Origin of the sequence: Azospirillum canadense, from assembly GCF_025961225.1 — a bacterium.
Classification (GTDB): Bacteria; Pseudomonadota; Alphaproteobacteria; order Azospirillales; family Azospirillaceae; genus Azospirillum; species Azospirillum canadense.
On sequence record NZ_JAOQNG010000007.1, the window covers coordinates 1,262,510 to 1,278,363 of the forward strand.

The 15,854-nt window shown below is 68.2% G+C and carries 14 protein-coding genes; 1 reads left to right on the plus strand and 13 read right to left on the minus strand.

The features are described from left to right. Window positions 1-40: 40 nt before the first annotated feature. The 7 genes from M2351_RS33510 to tauA form a co-directional block, all read right to left on the minus strand. Window positions 41-1,042, minus strand: a complete 1,002-nt coding sequence (locus tag M2351_RS33510) for an MFS transporter (RefSeq protein ID WP_264660313.1) — start codon at window positions 1,040-1,042, stop codon at window positions 41-43. A 363-nt stretch (window positions 1,043-1,405) separates the two neighbouring features. After that, complete coding sequence (locus M2351_RS33515; RefSeq protein WP_264660314.1) at window positions 1,406-2,818, minus strand: aminotransferase family protein; 1,413 nt, start codon at window positions 2,816-2,818, stop codon at window positions 1,406-1,408. Between the two features lie 43 nt (window positions 2,819-2,861). Then, window positions 2,862-3,623 (minus strand): SDR family NAD(P)-dependent oxidoreductase, encoded by a 762-nt coding sequence (locus M2351_RS33520; protein ID WP_264660315.1) that lies wholly within the window; start codon window positions 3,621-3,623, stop codon window positions 2,862-2,864. A 14-nt stretch (window positions 3,624-3,637) separates the two neighbouring features. After that, window positions 3,638-4,390: a sulfite exporter TauE/SafE family protein gene (locus tag M2351_RS33525; protein ID WP_264660316.1), complete on the minus strand. Its 753-nt coding sequence runs from the start codon at window positions 4,388-4,390 to the stop codon at window positions 3,638-3,640. A gap of 27 nt (window positions 4,391-4,417) precedes the next feature. Then, window positions 4,418-5,284 carry an ABC transporter permease subunit gene (locus M2351_RS33530; RefSeq protein WP_264660317.1) on the minus strand — a complete coding sequence of 289 codons (867 nt, stop codon included), beginning with the start codon at window positions 5,282-5,284 and terminating at the stop codon, window positions 4,418-4,420. Next, entirely contained in the window at window positions 5,281-6,072 is a 792-nt protein-coding gene (gene tauB, locus M2351_RS33535; protein WP_264660318.1) for a taurine ABC transporter ATP-binding subunit, read from the minus strand. Before tauB ends, M2351_RS33530 begins: the two co-directional genes overlap by 4 nt. A gap of 54 nt (window positions 6,073-6,126) precedes the next feature. Beyond that, window positions 6,127-7,134 (minus strand): taurine ABC transporter substrate-binding protein, encoded by a 1,008-nt coding sequence (gene tauA / locus M2351_RS33540; RefSeq protein ID WP_264660319.1) that lies wholly within the window; start codon window positions 7,132-7,134, stop codon window positions 6,127-6,129. A 295-nt stretch (window positions 7,135-7,429) separates the two neighbouring features. Here tauA and M2351_RS33545 point away from each other — a divergent pair, with 295 nt between their 5' ends. Continuing rightward, window positions 7,430-8,971, plus strand: a complete 1,542-nt coding sequence (locus M2351_RS33545; protein WP_264660320.1) for an aminotransferase-like domain-containing protein — start codon at window positions 7,430-7,432, stop codon at window positions 8,969-8,971. A 27-nt stretch (window positions 8,972-8,998) separates the two neighbouring features. Here the strand turns inward: M2351_RS33545 and M2351_RS33550 are convergent, their stop codons facing one another. From M2351_RS33550 to M2351_RS33575, 6 genes are all read right to left on the minus strand, one after another. After that, entirely contained in the window at window positions 8,999-10,681 is a 1,683-nt protein-coding gene (locus M2351_RS33550; protein WP_264660321.1) for a methyl-accepting chemotaxis protein, read from the minus strand. 172 nt (window positions 10,682-10,853) lie between these two features. Beyond that, window positions 10,854-12,164: an MFS transporter gene (locus M2351_RS33555; protein WP_264660322.1), complete on the minus strand. Its 1,311-nt coding sequence runs from the start codon at window positions 12,162-12,164 to the stop codon at window positions 10,854-10,856. Between the two features lie 211 nt (window positions 12,165-12,375). Next, a complete protein-coding gene (locus tag M2351_RS33560; RefSeq protein WP_264660323.1) occupies window positions 12,376-13,017 on the minus strand; it encodes an N-carbamoylsarcosine amidohydrolase in 642 nt (213 codons plus the stop codon). Between the two features lie 14 nt (window positions 13,018-13,031). Beyond that, window positions 13,032-13,784, minus strand: coding sequence for a maleate cis-trans isomerase family protein (locus M2351_RS33565; RefSeq protein ID WP_319801957.1), 753 nt, complete (start codon window positions 13,782-13,784; stop codon window positions 13,032-13,034). Window positions 13,785-13,802: 18 nt separating this feature from the next. Then, window positions 13,803-14,615 carry an alpha/beta fold hydrolase gene (locus M2351_RS33570; protein ID WP_264660324.1) on the minus strand — a complete coding sequence of 271 codons (813 nt, stop codon included), beginning with the start codon at window positions 14,613-14,615 and terminating at the stop codon, window positions 13,803-13,805. Then, a complete protein-coding gene (locus tag M2351_RS33575) occupies window positions 14,612-15,760 on the minus strand; it encodes an FAD-dependent monooxygenase (protein ID WP_264660325.1) in 1,149 nt (382 codons plus the stop codon). Before M2351_RS33575 ends, M2351_RS33570 begins: the two co-directional genes overlap by 4 nt. Between the last annotated feature and the right edge of the window lie 94 nt (window positions 15,761-15,854).

Sequence of the window (15,854 nt, forward strand, 5' to 3'; positions counted from 1 at the left end):
GTTAATCGGGGTAAAGCGCGGTAAAAATCGACGGCTTGACTTATCGCCGGGAGTTCATGCAGGACCGCCGACGGCGGTTGGTACCCCAATCGATCACGAGCAATATTGGGGCGAGCATGCCGAGCATCGTAAAGATCGCAAAGGCTTCGGCGTAGCGTGTGCCCTCCGCCGCGATGGTGTTGAGGACCGCCGGGCCAAGCCCCGCTCCGCAGGTGAAGGCGAAGTAATTGACGCCGAATATGGCCCCGAAACTGCGCATGCCGAAGCGCTTGGCCAGCAGATAGCCCATGGCATCGCCCTCGGCTCCGGTGGCCAGCCCGAAGAAAATCCCGCTGACATAGGCGGCCGCAACGCTGTCGGAGCTTGCAAGCAGCACATGCCCCACGGACGGGAACAGAAAGAAGATGCAGGTCAAAGCGGTAGGCGGGAACCGATCGAGCAGCGCGCCGAATCCAAGGCGTGCGGCGATGAAGGCGGCGCCGACGACCGTCATGGCGCCGGCCGCCCCGGGGGCGGACATGCCCCGGTCCTCCAGGATCGTGGGCAGCGAAATGGAGCCGGCCGCCGCGGCGAGATAGTTGAAGAGGAAGGCATCGATCATCAGCCAAAAGCTGGAGGTCGCGACGGCTTCCCTCAATGTGTAGCCCGCAACCTCCTGCGAGTGCTGGCGCTTCGGTGGATCGCGGATCACGAACAGTGCAACCGGAAGCGGCACGAGCATCGATGCCATACCGGCCACGACAAAGGCGGACCGCCAGCCCCACGTGGAAATGATCATCGAAAGGGTCGGCGGAACGGTGGCGATGCCTAGCCCGACAAAGGAGAGCATGACGCCCAAGGCCAAGCCGCGTTGCCGTTGGAACCACCCAACCACCACATGCGTGTAAGGCACGCCGGTCTGGGCCGAGCCCAAAAGGCTCGCCGCAACGACGGCGAAAGCGAAGCTGGGCAGGTCTCGCGGCAGAAGCCCGACGCCGACAAGGCCCGCGGCCATCCCGATGGACGACACGATGAGCACCGCGCGTGGACCGTACCGGTCCACAGTGCGCCGACGACCGGCGCCATCAGGCCGTTCAGAAAAGCGACGGGCGCCACGACGGCGGCCACGGATGTCCGATTCCAGCCGGTTTCCTCGACGATTGGTATAATAAAAACACTAAAACCGTAAATCAGGACGATGCCGATGCTGAAATACATCCCCAGGCCCGAGCCCAGAACGAGCATGATCTTTCCCGCTCTTTCGGTCATGCCCGCCACCGCCTTGCTTTGCGCCGCATAGGGAAATCTGCATTCGCCCAAACGGCCCGGCCTGTCAATTGGCGCCGTATCGGTAATTCGTCACGGATTTCAACAAGGCCGGCCGGGCGTCCCCGCGCACCCGGCCGGCCTTGAACCGCCCTCCATGTCAGTGAAAAACACGCGACAAGGCACCGTCGACCGCGGCGACGATGCGGTCGATGTCATCGGTCGTGGCGATCAGCGCAGGGCTGAGGCACAGGGTGTTGTTCAGGCCGGGCAGCGATCGGTTGGTGGCGCCGATGATGACGCCGTTCGCCATGCAGTCAGCGACGACCGTCTGCACCTGCCTTTCGTCGGCCGCTTCCTTGGTGGTGCGGTCCTGCACCAGCTCCACGCCGCAGAACAGCCCCTTGCCGCGGACGTCGCCGACGGCGGAGTGACGCTCCGCCAAGTTCCATAGGCCTGACAGCAGCCGCTCGCCCATGGCGCGGGTGTTGGCGATGAGGCCCTCGTCCTCGATGATGCGCATGTTCTCCAGCGCTGCCGCTGGGCCGGCGACGCAGCCGCCGAAGGTCGAGATGTCGCGGAAGAAGGACATCGGGTCGTCCGGAGCGTCCTTGAACAGCTCGAAGATGCGCTCGGTCGTGACGGTGCAGGAGATCGCGGCGTAGCCGGACGCCACGCCCTTCGCCATGGTGACGAAGTCCGGCCGCACGCCGTATTGTTGGTAGCCGAACCATTCGCCGGTGCGCCCGACGCCGCAGACCACCTCGTCGATGTGCAGCAGCACGCCGTGGCGGCGGCAGATGTCCTGCACCTTGTCCCAATAGCCCTTCGGCGGGGTGATGACGCCACCGCCAGCGGTGATCGGCTCCAGGCACAGGGCGCCGACCGTGTCCGGCCCCTCGCGCAGGATGACCGCCTCGATGGCGTCGGCGGCCAGTTCGCCGTAATTCTCCACCGCACCGAATTGGCTGCGGTATTCCAGGCAATGCGGCACCTCGACGAAGCCGTCGGGGAAGGGGCCGAACTGCTCGCGCCGTTGCGCCTGCCCGGCCGCCGCCAGCGTGCCCAGCGTCGTGCCGTGGTAGTCGCGCTCGCGGTAGAGGATCTTGTGCTTGCGTCCGCCATGGTGCCGGTGCGCGATCTGGCGCACCATCTTGAACACCTTCTCGTTCGCCTCCGAGCCGGAATTGGAATAGTAGACGCGGCTCATACCCGGCATCTTGCCGATCAGCTTTTCGGCGAAGCGGGCGCCGGCGATCGACCCGGCGGAATTGGCGAAATAGTTCAGCTTGACCAGCTGGTCGCGCACCGCGTCGGCGATGCTGGTCCGGCCATAGCCGACGTTGACCGTCCAGACGCCGCCCGACACGGCGTCGAGATACTCACGCCCCGTGGCGTCCCACAGCCGCATCCCCTTGCCTTCGACGAAGATCCGCGGGTCGTTGGCTTCGAACCCCTTGTGCTGGGTCAGGTGGTGCCAGACGTGGGCGCGGTCGGCCTCGATGACGTGGCGGATGTCGTTGGGCCGGGTATCATTGGGGCGCGACTGGTCGGTCCGAAGGACGTCATCCATCGGTCTTCTCCTCGGGTGGGATGCGGTGTCGGTTGGGGACGCGTCATGCCGGCGTGTCGCGCTGGATCCTGAACGGCGACCAGGACTGGCTGACCGGCATGATTTCCAGGCTGTTGATGGCGACGTGCGGCGGCAGCGAGACCACCCAGCGCACCGTCTCGGCGATGTCCTCCGGCTGCAGCGGGTTGGCGCCGGCGTAGAGCGCGTCATAGGCGGCCGTGTCGCCGCCGGTGCGCACCAGGGTGAACTCGCTCTCCGACAGGCCGGGCTCGATGGAGGTGACGCGCACGCCGTGCGCCGCCAGGTCGCAGCGCAGGTCGAGCGAGAACTGCTTCACGAAGGCCTTGGTGCCGCCATAGACGTTGCCGCCCGGATAGGGCCAGTTGGAGGCGATGGAGGCGAGGTTGACGATCAACCCGCGCCGCGCGATCAGGCGGTCCAGCAGCAGCCGGGTGATGGTGACCAGCCCGGTGATGTTGGTGTCGATCATCGCCCGCCACTGCTCCAGGTCGCAGTCCTGCGCCGGCCCGGTGCCCAGCGCGAGCCCGGCGTTGTTGACCAGGACCGCGATGTCCTGGAACTCCTCCGGCAGGGACTGGAGCGCCGCGCGCGTCGCCGCTTCGTCGCGGATGTCGAAGCAGAGCGGGTGGACGATGTCCGGTTTGCCCAGAGTGTCGGCCAGGGCGTCGAGCCGGTCGCGCCGCCGGCCGGTGGCGACGATCCGCCAGCCGTCGGCAGCGAGGCGCCGCGCGATGGCGTCGCCGAAGCCGGAGGTGGCACCGGTGACGATGGCTGTTTTGGGCATGGTTCCGCTTGTCCTCATGATGGGTTGAAGCTGTATCCGAGCGCGACGACGGTCTGGATCAGGCCCGCCACCGCGACGGCGAGCAGGCCCCCGGAGGCCAGCCGCCGCCAGCCGTCGAAACTCAGGCGCGCGGCCAGCAGGCGGCCGGCGGCGAAGCCGGCCAGGGTGGGGGCCGTGTGGGTCGCCAGCAGGCCGACGACGCCCGGGTCGATCGCCCCCACCAGGCCGCGCCCGGCGAGGCTCAGCGCGTCGATCGCGCCGAAGAACACGGCCAGCGTGCCCTTGATGGTCCGGCGGTCGCGGCCGCCGGCGAGCAGCCACGCGGCGATCAGCGGCCCCCCGACCGCGAAGGCGGCGAGCAGGACGCCGACGACGAAGGCGATGCCCGCCCCGACGCCGCGGTGCCGCAGCCAGGGCGGCGGCTCCCGCACCAGGGCGACGCAGGCCGCCGCGAAGATGGTGACGGCGACCAGCAGCCTTGCGGTCCCGTCGTCGAGTATGGCGGCGACCACGCTGCCGCACAGGGCGCCGGCGAAGCCCATCGTCAGCAGAAGCCGCGCCACCGCCCAATCCACCGCACCCTGGTCGCGGTCCAGCAGCAGGAAACCGGTGAGCAGCAGGTCGCTGACCAGGATGAAGGGAACGCCGGCCGCGGGCGACGGCAGGAACAGCAGGCCCAGCGCCGCGATCAGGGCGTAACCGAACCCCGTCACCCCGCGGAAGGCGGCGGCCAGGAAGGTGACGCCCCCAAAAAGGACCATGGACATCGCGGGCATCGCTTTCCGGAAAGACCCTCAGACCTTGCCCTTCCAGGGCACCAGACGGCGTTCCAGCCAGCGCATGCCGAATTCGAACAGGGCGGCGAAGAAGCCGATGACGAAGATCCCCATCAGAACGATGTCGGTGCGCAGGAAGTTGGAGGCGTTCAGCACCATCTGGCCGATGCCGGTGGAGGCGGCCACCATCTCCGCGGCGACCAGGGTGGTCCAGCCCACCCCCATGCCGATCCGCAGCCCGACGAGGATGTCCGGCAGCGCCGCCGGCAGCACCACATGCACCACCACCTGCCAGCGGCTGGCGCCGAGCGCGCGGGCCGCGTTGACCTGGTCGGCCGCGGCCGCCGACACGCCGGCCCGCGCCGCCAGCGCCACCGGCGCGAAGCAGGCGAAGAAGATCAGCAGGACCTTCGATGTCTCGCCGATGCCGAACCAGATGATGACCAGCGGCAGGTAGGCCAGCGGCGGCAGCGGCCGGTAGAATTCGATGAAGGGGTCCAGCGCCGCGCGCAGTCCGGGGCTGAGCCCGGTGGCGAGGCCCACCGGAACGCCGACCAGGGCCGCCAGCAGGAAGGCGCTGACCACGCGCACGAGGCTCATGGCGATGTGCTCGGTCAGCGGCGCGCCGTCGATCCGCCCGTCCACCGCGTCGAGGAAAGCCTGGAAGACCGTTCCGATCCGGGGCAGGAACAGCGGCTTGACCAGCCCCTGGCTGGTGAGCGCCGCCCACAGGGCCAGGGCCGCGAGGATGGCGGCCATGCTGATCAGCGCCGGCTGCGGCCGGAAGCCCTGCATCCGCCGGCGCATCCGGCGGAGCGGCACCATCCCGCCGGGCAGGCCGGCGAGGTTTTCGGCTTTCGCTTGGTCCGTGCCGGTCGGTTTCATGCGGCCTCTCCTGCGACGGTGGCGCTGCGGTCGTGGATGAAGCCCAGGACCCGTTCGCGCATCGCGATGAAATCGGGGGAGGATTTGACGGAGCGCGCGTCCTGCCCGGCCAGGAAGCGCCGGCTGAAATCCAGCGGAATCTCCTGCGCGACCCGGCCGGGGCGCGGCGTCATGATGATCAGCTTGGTGGCGAGAAAAATCGCCTCCTCCACCTCGTGGGTGATGAAGAAGGCCATCTTGCGCGTCTCGGCCCACACCCGCAGGATCAGCTCCTGGATCTGCTCGCGAGTGAAGGCGTCCAGCGCGCCCAGCGGTTCGTCCATCAGCAGCATGCGCGGGTCGGCGGCCAGCGCGCGGGCGATGCCGACGCGCTGTTGCATGCCGCCCGACAGCTCGTAGATCTTCTTGTCGGCGAAGGCGGCAAGCCCGACCAGCTCCAGCATGCTGCGGGCGCGCTGCGTCCGTTCGGCCTTGGGCATGCCCTGCATCCTCAGGCCGAAGGCGACGTTGTCGACCACGCTCAGCCACGGCATCAGCGCGTGGCGCTGGAACACCACGCCGCGGTCGGCCCCCGGCCCGGTGACCGGCTTTCCGTCCAGCAGGATCTCCCCGTCGGTCGCCGGCAGGAAGCCGGCGATGCAGGACAGCAGGGTGGTCTTGCCGCAGCCCGACGCGCCGAGCGCCACCACGAACTCCCCCGGTTCGATCGTCAGGTTGACCCAGGACAGGGCGACGGTGCTGCTTTCGCCGCCGCCATACTGGACGCTGACATTGCGGACTTCGAGCATGGGCGGCTTCCTGACGTGAGAGGAGGATGAACCGGGGGCGAACGGCCGGACCGTTTACTTGGCCGCCGCCTTGACCACGTCGGCGGTCACGAAGGGGCCGTAGTCGGGGGCCAGTTCGGTGACGCGGCCCTGGCTTTTCAGGAACTCGGCGGTCGACTTCAGCGCCTCCGCAGCACCTCCGCCCAGCCATTCCTTGGACGCCTGCTCCTCAAGCGTCGGGAAGCGGTAGGCGGCCAGCCCCTCCGGCACGTCGGCCGGGGCGGCGCCGGTCCATTTGGCGATGGCCGCCACCTGCGGCGACCCTTCGGTCCAGCCCTTGCCGGTCTTGGCGTAGTCGGCGTCGGCCGCGGCCAGCAGCTTGACGAAGGTGACCATGAAATCCGGGTTGGCGGCCATGAAGGCCTTGGTCGCGACGATGCCGTCGAAGGTCGCCTTGCCCTTCTTGGCGAAGTCGCCGGCGCTGGCGATGACGGTGCCGTTCTTCTTCGCGGTGGTCAGGACCGGCGCCCAGATGAAGGTGGCGTCGATGTCGCCGCGCTCCCAGGCGGCGGCGATTTCCGGCGGGCGCATGTTCAGCAGCTTGACGTCCTTGCCCGACAGCCCCGCCTCCTGCAGCGCGTACATCAGCTGGTAGTGGGAGGTGGAGACGAAAGGCACCGCGACCGTCTTGCCCTTCAGGTCGGCGATGGTCTTGATGCCGCTGCCGTTGCGGGCGACCAGCTGTTCGGCGTTGGCGATGTCGTCGAGGATCCAGAACAGCGTGATCGGCAGCCCTTGCGAAGCCGCCGCCGCGATGGGGGAGGAGCCGGCCTCGCCCACATCGACGTTGCCCGACGACATGGCGCGGATCACGTCGCCGCCGCCGCCGAACTTGACCCACTTCACCGTGTAGCCGGTCTTCTTCTCCAGATCCCCGCTTTCCATCAGCACGCGGATGGGGGTCATCATGTCCTGGTAGGCGAAGGTGACGGTCTTGTCCGCGGCCACGGCCGGGGCGGACGCCCCGATCAGCGCGCCGAAGGTGATGACCGCGGTGGCGAGCAGGCTTTTGCTGAAGGTCATGGCGGGGGGCTCCGTCGAGGCCGATCGTTCCGATGTGGCCATTAGGACCCAGCGCTCCCCCCGCCGAAAGGTCCAGATCCCTGCGGTTTGCGGCGGTGACTGGTCCGGCGCCCGATCCGCTGCCGCATCACGCGCCAAGTGGCGCCCGTTTGGGCAAGCGCCCATCCGGCAATCAGGGCGCCCGCCGTAGCGACCGCTTTCCCGGCCCGCGTCGACCGGCACCCTTCTTGCTTTTGTGCATACCGGGGCGGGCAGGCCCGGTCGGGATATCCGAATTCGAAAGACGGTTGGCAGCATGCAGATTGACACCGCCTGGCGGCTTCTGTTCGGTGGGATGGAGCGTGACCCGCAAGGGTTGAGCGCGCGCGTCCGCGGCATCATCGCCGACGCCATCGAAACCGGCCTGCTGGCGCCCGACATGCGGGTGCCCTCAAGCCGCAGCCTTGCCGAGGCGCTGGGCATCTCGCGCAACACGGTCAACGCGGCCTACCAGCATCTGATCGATGACGGCCTTCTCGTCGCGCGCGAGCGCAGCGGCTGCTTCGTCGCCGCCACGGAGGGCAGGACGGCGGTGGAAGAGGGTCCGGACGATTGGGCGGCGCGCTTCGCCATCCGGCCGTCGCGGATGCCCCAGATCACCAAGCCGCGCAACTGGACGGACTATCCCTATCCCTTCCTGTTCGGGCAGTTCGACCCCGGCCTGTTCCCCACCAACCCCTGGCGGGAGAGCGTGAAGGCGGCGTCCAGCGTGCAGGAAATCACCCGCTGGGCCCGCGACATGATCGACGACGACGATCCCGACCTGCTGGACCAGCTGTGCCACAAGGTGCTGCCCCGGCGCGGCATCTTCGCCGGTCCGGGCGAGATCATCATCACCATCGGGTCGCAGCACGCGCTGTCGATGCTGGTCCAGCTTCTGGTCGGCCGTGACACGCCGGTCGGCATCGAGAATCCCGGCTATCCCGACGTGCGCCACATGGTCGGCATGGCGACGGCGGACATGCGCGCGCTGACCTGCGACACATACGGCGTCGTGCCCGACGGCGTGTTCGCCAGCCGGCGGGTCGCCTTCGTGACGGTGGGCCATCAATGCCCGACCACGGCCGTCATGCCGGTCGGGCGGCGGCGCGAGCTGCTGGACGCCGCGTCCCGCCATGGCGTCGTTCTGGTCGAGGACGACTATGAATCCGACCTGTCGGTGGAGGGGGACGCCGACCTCCCCTGCCTGAAGAGCCTCGACCGCGCCAACCGCGTGATCTACACCGGCAGCTTCTCCAAGGTCCTGGCGCCGGGCCTGCGCATCGGCTACGTCGTGGCGCCCAAGCCGGTGGTCGACGAGCTGCGCGTCCTGCGGCGGCTGATGCTGCGCCACCCGCCGACCAACAACCAGCGCAGCCTCGCCACCTTCATCCAACTCGGCCATTACCGCCAGCATCTCCGCCGCACGGCCACCGTCCTGCAGGAGCGGGCGGAGCGGATCGCCGAGCTGCTGCCGGAGCTGCTGCCCGGCTGCCGGTTCCGGCGCGATTTCGGGGCGAAGAGCTTCTGGATCGAAGGCCCGCCGGGCCTCGACAGCCGCGACCTCGTCCGCGCGGCCCGGGACCTGGGCGTGCTGATCGAGGCGGGCGACATCTTCTTCGTCGATCCGGCCGAGAGCCGCGACCTCGTCCGCGCGGCCCGGGACCTGGGCGTGCTGATCGAGGCGGGCGACATCTTCTTCGTCGATCCGGCCGAGGGGCGCCGTCACTTCCGCCTCGGCTTCACCTCCATCGCCACCCACCGGATCGAGCCCGGGCTGCGCCGCCTGGGCTCCCTTCTGCGGAGCGGACCGGCCTAGCCCCGGCCCTCAGGGACACAAACTTGGTCAGGCGGCGCGGACCATGCTGAGGAAGCCTTCGACTTCGTCGCGCAGCCTGGCCGCTTCCTGGGCCAGTTGGCCGGCCGCCCCCAGCACCTGGGACGCGGCGGACCCGGTCTCGTGGACGGAGTCGGCGACGCCCGCGATGTTGCTGTTGACCTCCTGCGTTCCGGCGGCGGCCTGCTGGATGTTGTTGCCGATGTCCTTGGTCGCGGCGCTCTGTTCCTCCACGGCCGACGCGATGGCCGTGGCGATCTCGCTGACGGTGGCGATGGTGCCGCCGATCCCCTGGATCGCGGCGACCGTGGAGCCGGTGAACTGCTGGATCTCCTGCACCTTGGCCTGGATTTCCTCGGTCGCGCGTGCGGTCTGGTTGGCCAGCGCCTTCACCTCCGACGCCACGACGGCGAAGCCCTTGCCGTGCTCCCCGGCGCGGGCGGCCTCGATAGTGGCGTTCAGGGCCAGCAGGTTGGTCTGGCCGGCGATGGAGTTGATCAATTCAACCACCTGCCCGATCTCCTGCGCCGCGGTGGCGAGGTTCTGGATCATGGTGTTGGTCTTGGCCGCCTCCTCGACCGCTTGGCCGGAGATGCCGGTGGACATGGACACCTGCCGGCCGATTTCGTGAATGGAAGCGAACAGCTCCTCCGTCGCGGCGGCGACGGTGTTGACGTTGGTGCTGGCCCGCTCCGACGCCGCGGACACGGCCTTGGCCTGCTGGCCTGACTGCTCGGCCGTGGCGGCCATGGCGGTGGCGGTGCCTTCCATCTCCGTCGCGGCGGAGGAGACGATGTCCACCATGCCCATGACGTTGGCCTCGAAATGGGCGGCCATGTCGAGCAGGGCACGGCGGCGCTCCGCCTCCGCCCGCTGCTTCTGCTCGGCGGCTTCGGCCTCAAGCCGGCGCATCTCCAGACCGTTGCGCTTGAACACCTCCAGCGCGCGGGCCAGCGTGCCGACCTCGTCCCTGCGGTACAGGAAGGGGATGTCGGTGGACAGGTCGTCGGCGGAGATGCGGTTGGTGACGTCGGTCAGGCGCAGGATGGGGCCGGCGATGCGGCGGCCGATCCAGATCGCCAGGCCGAAGGTGACCAGCGCCAGCACCGCCACTGTCCCCGCCATGTTGACGAGGTTGTTCCAGCGCGCCGCTTCGACCGTGTCGAGGTAGACGCCGGAGCTGACGACCCAGTTCCAGCCCTTGGTCGCCTTGGTGTAGGCGGATTTCTCCACCGGCTCGGACGAACCGGCCTTAGGGAACTGGAAGGATGAATAGCCGCCGCCGGACTGCGCCGCCTTGATTTCGTCGCGGACAAAATGGCGGCCGGCCTTGTCCTGGCTGTCCCACATCGCCTTGCCCTCGACTTGGGGGTTGAAGTGGGCCAGGACGTTGCCCTTCTGGTCGAGGACGAGCGCGTATTCCGTGCCGTCGTAGCGCATGGCGCGGGCGATATCGAGCGCCGCCTTCTGCGCGTCGGCCACCGGCATCTCGCCGTTCGCGGCGCGCTGCTCGAACCGCTCGATGATTGAGATCACGGCTTCCACGGCGACGCGGGCGCGCGCCTGCCGCTCTTCCAGCATCACCGTGCCGAGCGACTGGACGGTCAGCGCGCCGGCCCCGGCGAGCGCCGCAACGGCAATTAGGGGTAGCAGAAGAAGGCGGCCCCGGATGCCGCCGAACATCGATGTCATGGGTTGTGCCTCGGAAATGCGTTTGGCGGAGCCGCCGTGTGCCGCGAAGGATCGCGGCCGCTGATCACGCGATCAGGGCCGGCACCGAATGGTGCCGACCCTGATTGCATAACACGGAAAAGTTGATAAACCGTTTCCCGCCGGTCGCAAACGGCCGGCGGGAGCCATCGGTTCAGCGGTTGACGACCTTCGCTGGCAGGGCGAAGACCAGCAGGCTGCCGAGCAGAAGGCAGAAGGCGAAGAACCACATGGCGGCGGCGCTGCTGCCCGTCAGGTCCAGCACCAGACCGATCAGCGAATTGCTGATCAGGCCGGCGATGCTCGCCAGCGAGATGGCCAGCGCGAAGCCGGTAGCGGCGGCGGTGCCCTTCAGGAAGGTCGCCGGCAAGCTGAAATAGACCGGAAGCGGCCCCAGGACGCCGATGGAGGCGATGGAGAACAGAAGCACGGTGGCGGCCAGGTTCTCCGCAAAGAAGGTGCTGACGCACATCGCGGCGGCGGCGGCCAGGAAGGGCACGATGATGTGCCAGCGGCGCTCGCGGTGCTTGTCGGAGCTGGCGCCAATCAGCAGGATGGCGATCACGGCGGCGATGTTCGGCAGTGCCGTCAGCAGGCCGATGTGGAAGGTGTCGATCACACCGGTCTTGCGGATGAAGGTCGGCAGCCAGAAGCCCAGCGCGTAGGCGGTCAGCAGGATTGAGAAGTCGATTCCGCCCAGCATCCAGACCTTCAGGTTGAAGAAGCCTTCCTTGAAGCTGTGCTTGGCGCCCTTGGCCTCGGCGTCGTCGGCGCGCAGGTCGGTGGCGAGCTGGGTCTTCTCGTCATCGCTCAGCCACTTGGCGTCCTTGTAGGAGTTGGGCAGGGCGACGAAGGTCAGCAGGCCCAGGATCACGCTGGGGATGGCCTCCAGCAGGAAGAGCCACTGCCAGCCGCGCAGGCCGTGCACCTGGTCGAAATGGCCCATGATCCAGCCGGACAGCGGGCCGCCGATGACGCTGGACAGCGGCAGGCCGATGATGAACAGGGCCATGATCCGCCCGCGGCGGTAGGAGGGGAACCACAGGGTTAGGTAATAAAGAACGCCCGGCAGGAAGCCGGCCTCGGCGGCGCCGAGCAGGAAACGGACGATGTAGAATTGGGTCGGGGTGGTGACGAGCATGGTCGCCGCCGACAGCAAACCCCAGGTGATCATAATGCGGGCGATCCAGACCCGCGCGCCGACCTTGGTCAGCACGAGGTTGCTGGGCACCTCGAACAGGATGTAGCCGACAAAAAACAGCCCGGCGCCGAGCCCGTAGGAGGCCTCGCTGAACTGAAGGTCGCCGATCATCTGCAGCTTGGCGAAGCTGATGTTGATGCGGTCGAGATAGGCCGCCAGATAGCAGAAGCACAGAAAAGGAACCAGTCGCCAGGTAATCTTCTTATAAAGATTCTGCGTCGTGTCGAGCGCCGAAGCCTCGGCCGGGGTTTGGGCATAGGACATGCCAGTCGTCTCCATTCGCGTTTACGCGTTGTGAACCCGTCCCATTGGTACTCTCACTCACACCGGCGGCTTGTCGGGCCGGGGCTGTGCCCCAGTCTTCCCGTCGACGGCGTTGCGCGGCATGGCTGGTCCCGGTTTTTCCGGATTTTTGGGCCGCGCACCGCCCCCGTCGGCCTGTCGAAGCGTGCTTCGCCAGGATCCGCCGTGTTCTTCAGGCTCCGTGTTGTGCGAACTGCGCAATTGCCTCCTGTTTGCTCACCACGTCGCCGTATTTGCTGTCGATGTCGAACAGGTTGGCCTCGTGCGGCCCCTCGTGACGGTCGCCGACGCAGTCCCGCACGACGATGGTGCGGAAGCCGTGCTGGACGGCGTCCACGGCCGAGGCGCGGATGCAGCCGCTGGTCGAGCAGCCGGCCAGGACGACCGTGTCGATGCCCTGGGCGTGCAGCATCGACGCAAGGCTCGTGCCGAAGAAGGCGCTGGCGTACTGCTTGCTGATCACCACCTCGTCGGCGCGGGGCAGCACCCGCGGGCAGAAGGCGGCGAGCGGGTTGCCCTCCACCATGTCCTTCATCACCGGGGCCTTGCGCACCCAGACGCCGCCATCGGCGAAATGGCCGGGGTGATAACGGATGTTGGTGTGCACCACCGGCACGCCGTGCCGGCGCGCGGCCTCCAGCAGGCCGGCGGCCTCCTCCACCGCGCGCACCACGCCGGGGGCGTAGAGCGGCGCGCCCTCCGTCGTGTAGCCCTGGAGGAAGTCGATCACCAGCAGCGCCGGCTTCGCGCCGAAGCCGATGCGGTTGCCCCACACGCCCTTGTAGTTGTCCTCGGCGGTCTGCTCGTCGGCCATGGTGGCGCCTCCCCTCAATAGGCGCCGGACAGGAGCGCGCCGGCCCCCGGCACGACCGGTTCGAGGTCGAGCGCCTTCAGCATGGCGTAGGTCGTGGCGATGGCGGCGGTCAGCACCGGCTTGCCGGTCTCCGCCTCCACGCGCGGCACCACCAGCAGCGAGGGCATCTGCACGCAGGCCGACAGGACGACGACGTCCACGCCGTCCAGGTTCATGCCGCGCACGATCTCCGGCAGGCGGTTCGGGTCGTGGCGACCCACGTCCAGGTTGTCCGGGATCTCCAGCGCCCGCCAGTCCTGCACCTCGAAGCCTTCGGCGCGGATGTAGTTCACGACCAGCTCGGTCAGCGGGCGCATGTAGGGGGCGACGATGGCGATGCGCTTGGCGCCCATCACCTTCAGCGCGTCCACCAGGGCGCCGGCGCTGGTGATGACCGGCGTCGGGGCGTCGTTCTCGGCGGTCTTGGCGGTCAGCCGCGCCTCGGAATTGCGGTGGTAGCCGAGCCCCATGGACATGATGGCGACGAGGCAGGCGTAGCCCAGCACATCCACGCGGGCGTCGGACAGCTCGACCGCGCAGCGGTCGGACTCCGCGTCCATGGCCGCCAGCTCTTCCTTCTTCACCGTCTTCATCCGCATGCGGCTGGAATGGAAGGTGAAGCGCTCCGGCCGGATCGACTGGCGCGCGGCCAGCATCGCCGGGATCTCGGTCTCCATGGTGATGTTGGAACTCGGGACGATCTGACCGATGCGGTAAAGCTTTGACATGACTTTATCTTTCGTAAATCAGGCCAGGGGAGCGCCGAGGAAGTCGCCGAAGGCGGCGAAGAAGCCGTCGAAGTCGTCCCAGGGGATCATGTGCCCGGCGTTCGGCACGCGGGCGATCCGGATGCCGGGCTGGAGGCGGCGGATTTCCTCCTCGTCCTGCGGCAGGATCACGCCGCCGCGGCCGGCGACCATCAGCAGGGCCGGCACCGGCAGGTTCGGCAGGTCGCCGTGGATGTCATCCTCGTGGAAGCCCTGGTAGGTCTTCACGATGGCCGGCTCGTAGCAGGTGTGCAGCCACTCCGCGCGCAGGCGCAGCTGCTCCTCCGTCCAGGTCGGGCAGAAGGCGCGCATCGCGTCGGCGTCCATGCCCTTCAGCGACTGGCGGATGGAGTCCACGTACCAGGGCAGGCCGCTGGGGTAGGGCCGGCGGCCGGGGCCGGACACCGGCGGATCGACCAGAACCAGCCGCTTCAGCCCCTTGCCGCTTCGGACCGACGCGCGGATGGCGAAGCGCGCGCCCATGGAATGGCCGACGAGGTGATAGCCGTCCAGTCCCAGCGCCGCGACGAAGGCGTTGACGTCGTCCGCGCAGGCGTCGATGCCGTAGTCGAGATCCGGGCCGGTCTCCGACAGGCCGCGGCCGCGCACGTCCAGCACGTAGGTGTCGAAGCGACGGCCGAGCCGCTCGGCCACGAAGCCCCAGGTGATCGCCGGGCTGGTGATGCCCGGGATCAGGACGAGCGGCTCGCCCTTTCCGCCATAGCGCAGATAGTGCTGGCGGATGCCGTTGGCCTGGACGTTGGCGCCGTAGAGATATGTGGAGCCGGTCATGCCGCCAGACCCGTGGTCAGCGGGTGCTCGTACACGTCATAGCCGAAGACCCAGGCCGGATCCTCCTGCGTGCGCAGGAAGGTGTTGGCGTTCGACACGGCCTGGACGCGGGTCGCGCGGTCCTTGCGGTTGGCCTCGTACAGCGCGAAGGCGCTCTGGTAATCGGTCAGGCCGGTTTCCTGGAGGCAGCGGGTCAGCATCGCCGCGTCCTCGATGGCCATGCCGGCGCCCTGCGCCATGTGCGGCTTCATCGGGTGGCAGGCGTCGCCCAGCAGCACGAGGCGGCCACGGCTCCACAGCGGCAGCGGGTTACGGTTGCGCAACGGCCACTTGGTGACGGTCTCGGTGCACTCGATCAGCGCCTGGACGGTCGGGTGATAGCCCTGGAAGGCCTCGAACATCTCCTCGCGGCTGCTGTCGATGAAAGCCTCCTGGAAGTCCCAGGCCGGGTGCGGCACGCCGGTGACGTAGTAGTACTCGTCGCGCTTGTCGGTGGTGAAGTAGACCATCATGTGACGGTCCTCGGTCCACCACTTCACGCAGTCCTCGAAGGCCAGGTCGTACTTTTTCAGCTGCTCGCCGCGGATCAGGGCGCGGTGGGCGACCCAGCCGCTGTAGTTCGGGGCCTCGACGCCCAGAAGCTCCTCGCGGATGCGGGAGTTGATGCCGTCGGCGCCGATCACGATGTCGGCGCGGGTTTCCGTGCCGTCGCTGAAGGTCAGCTTCACGTCGTCGCCGCTGTCGTGGATCGACGCCAGGCGCTTGTCGAAATGAACGGAGCCCGGCTTCAGCGTGCCCATCTGCAGCAGGTGCATGTCGCCGCGGTGCACGGTGACGTAGGCGGCGCCGTATTCCTTCCTGGCGAAGGCGCCCAGCGGGATGCGGGACAGATAGTCGCCGGTCAGGCCATCGCGGCTGAACCAGAAGTCGGGGGCGGAGCCCATCGCCTCAAGCTGCGTCTCGATACCCAGGCGGCGGAAGACCTTCATCACGTTCGGGCCGACGTGAATGCCCGCACCCAGGCGCGAGAACTCCGGGGCCTGCTCGTAAACATCGACGTCGAAGCCGGCCCGCTGCAACAGGGCGGCCGCGGCGGCGCCACCCAGGCCGGCGCCGACGATTGCGATCTTCTGGTTCTTTGCCATGGGGCCTGTCTCCCTCACTCCGATGAATTCTTTGGCCAGGATTGCGGTGGCCGGATTCCGTTGGCGGGACGCTCTCGGCGCCGAAGCAGCGTGT

Coding starts and splice junctions, on each gene's coding strand:
- M2351_RS33530 (WP_264660317.1), bottom strand. CDS start 5,284: ATGAAACCGACCGGCACGGACCAAGCGAAAGCCGAAAACCTCGCCGGC.
- M2351_RS33525 (WP_264660316.1), bottom strand. CDS start 4,390: ATGTCCATGGTCCTTTTTGGGGGCGTCACCTTCCTGGCCGCCGCCTTC.
- M2351_RS33520 (WP_264660315.1), bottom strand. CDS start 3,623: ATGCCCAAAACAGCCATCGTCACCGGTGCCACCTCCGGCTTCGGCGAC.
- M2351_RS33545 (WP_264660320.1), top strand. CDS start 7,430: ATGCAGATTGACACCGCCTGGCGGCTTCTGTTCGGTGGGATGGAGCGT.
- M2351_RS33570 (WP_264660324.1), bottom strand. CDS start 14,615: ATGACCGGCTCCACATATCTCTACGGCGCCAACGTCCAGGCCAACGGC.
- M2351_RS33560 (WP_264660323.1), bottom strand. CDS start 13,017: ATGGCCGACGAGCAGACCGCCGAGGACAACTACAAGGGCGTGTGGGGC.
- M2351_RS33515 (WP_264660314.1), bottom strand. CDS start 2,818: ATGGATGACGTCCTTCGGACCGACCAGTCGCGCCCCAATGATACCCGG.
- M2351_RS33550 (WP_264660321.1), bottom strand. CDS start 10,681: ATGACATCGATGTTCGGCGGCATCCGGGGCCGCCTTCTTCTGCTACCC.
- M2351_RS33565 (WP_319801957.1), bottom strand. CDS start 13,784: ATGTCAAAGCTTTACCGCATCGGTCAGATCGTCCCGAGTTCCAACATC.
- M2351_RS33555 (WP_264660322.1), bottom strand. CDS start 12,164: ATGTCCTATGCCCAAACCCCGGCCGAGGCTTCGGCGCTCGACACGACG.
- M2351_RS33575 (WP_264660325.1), bottom strand. CDS start 15,760: ATGGCAAAGAACCAGAAGATCGCAATCGTCGGCGCCGGCCTGGGTGGC.
- tauA (WP_264660319.1), bottom strand. CDS start 7,134: ATGACCTTCAGCAAAAGCCTGCTCGCCACCGCGGTCATCACCTTCGGC.
- tauB (WP_264660318.1), bottom strand. CDS start 6,072: ATGCTCGAAGTCCGCAATGTCAGCGTCCAGTATGGCGGCGGCGAAAGC.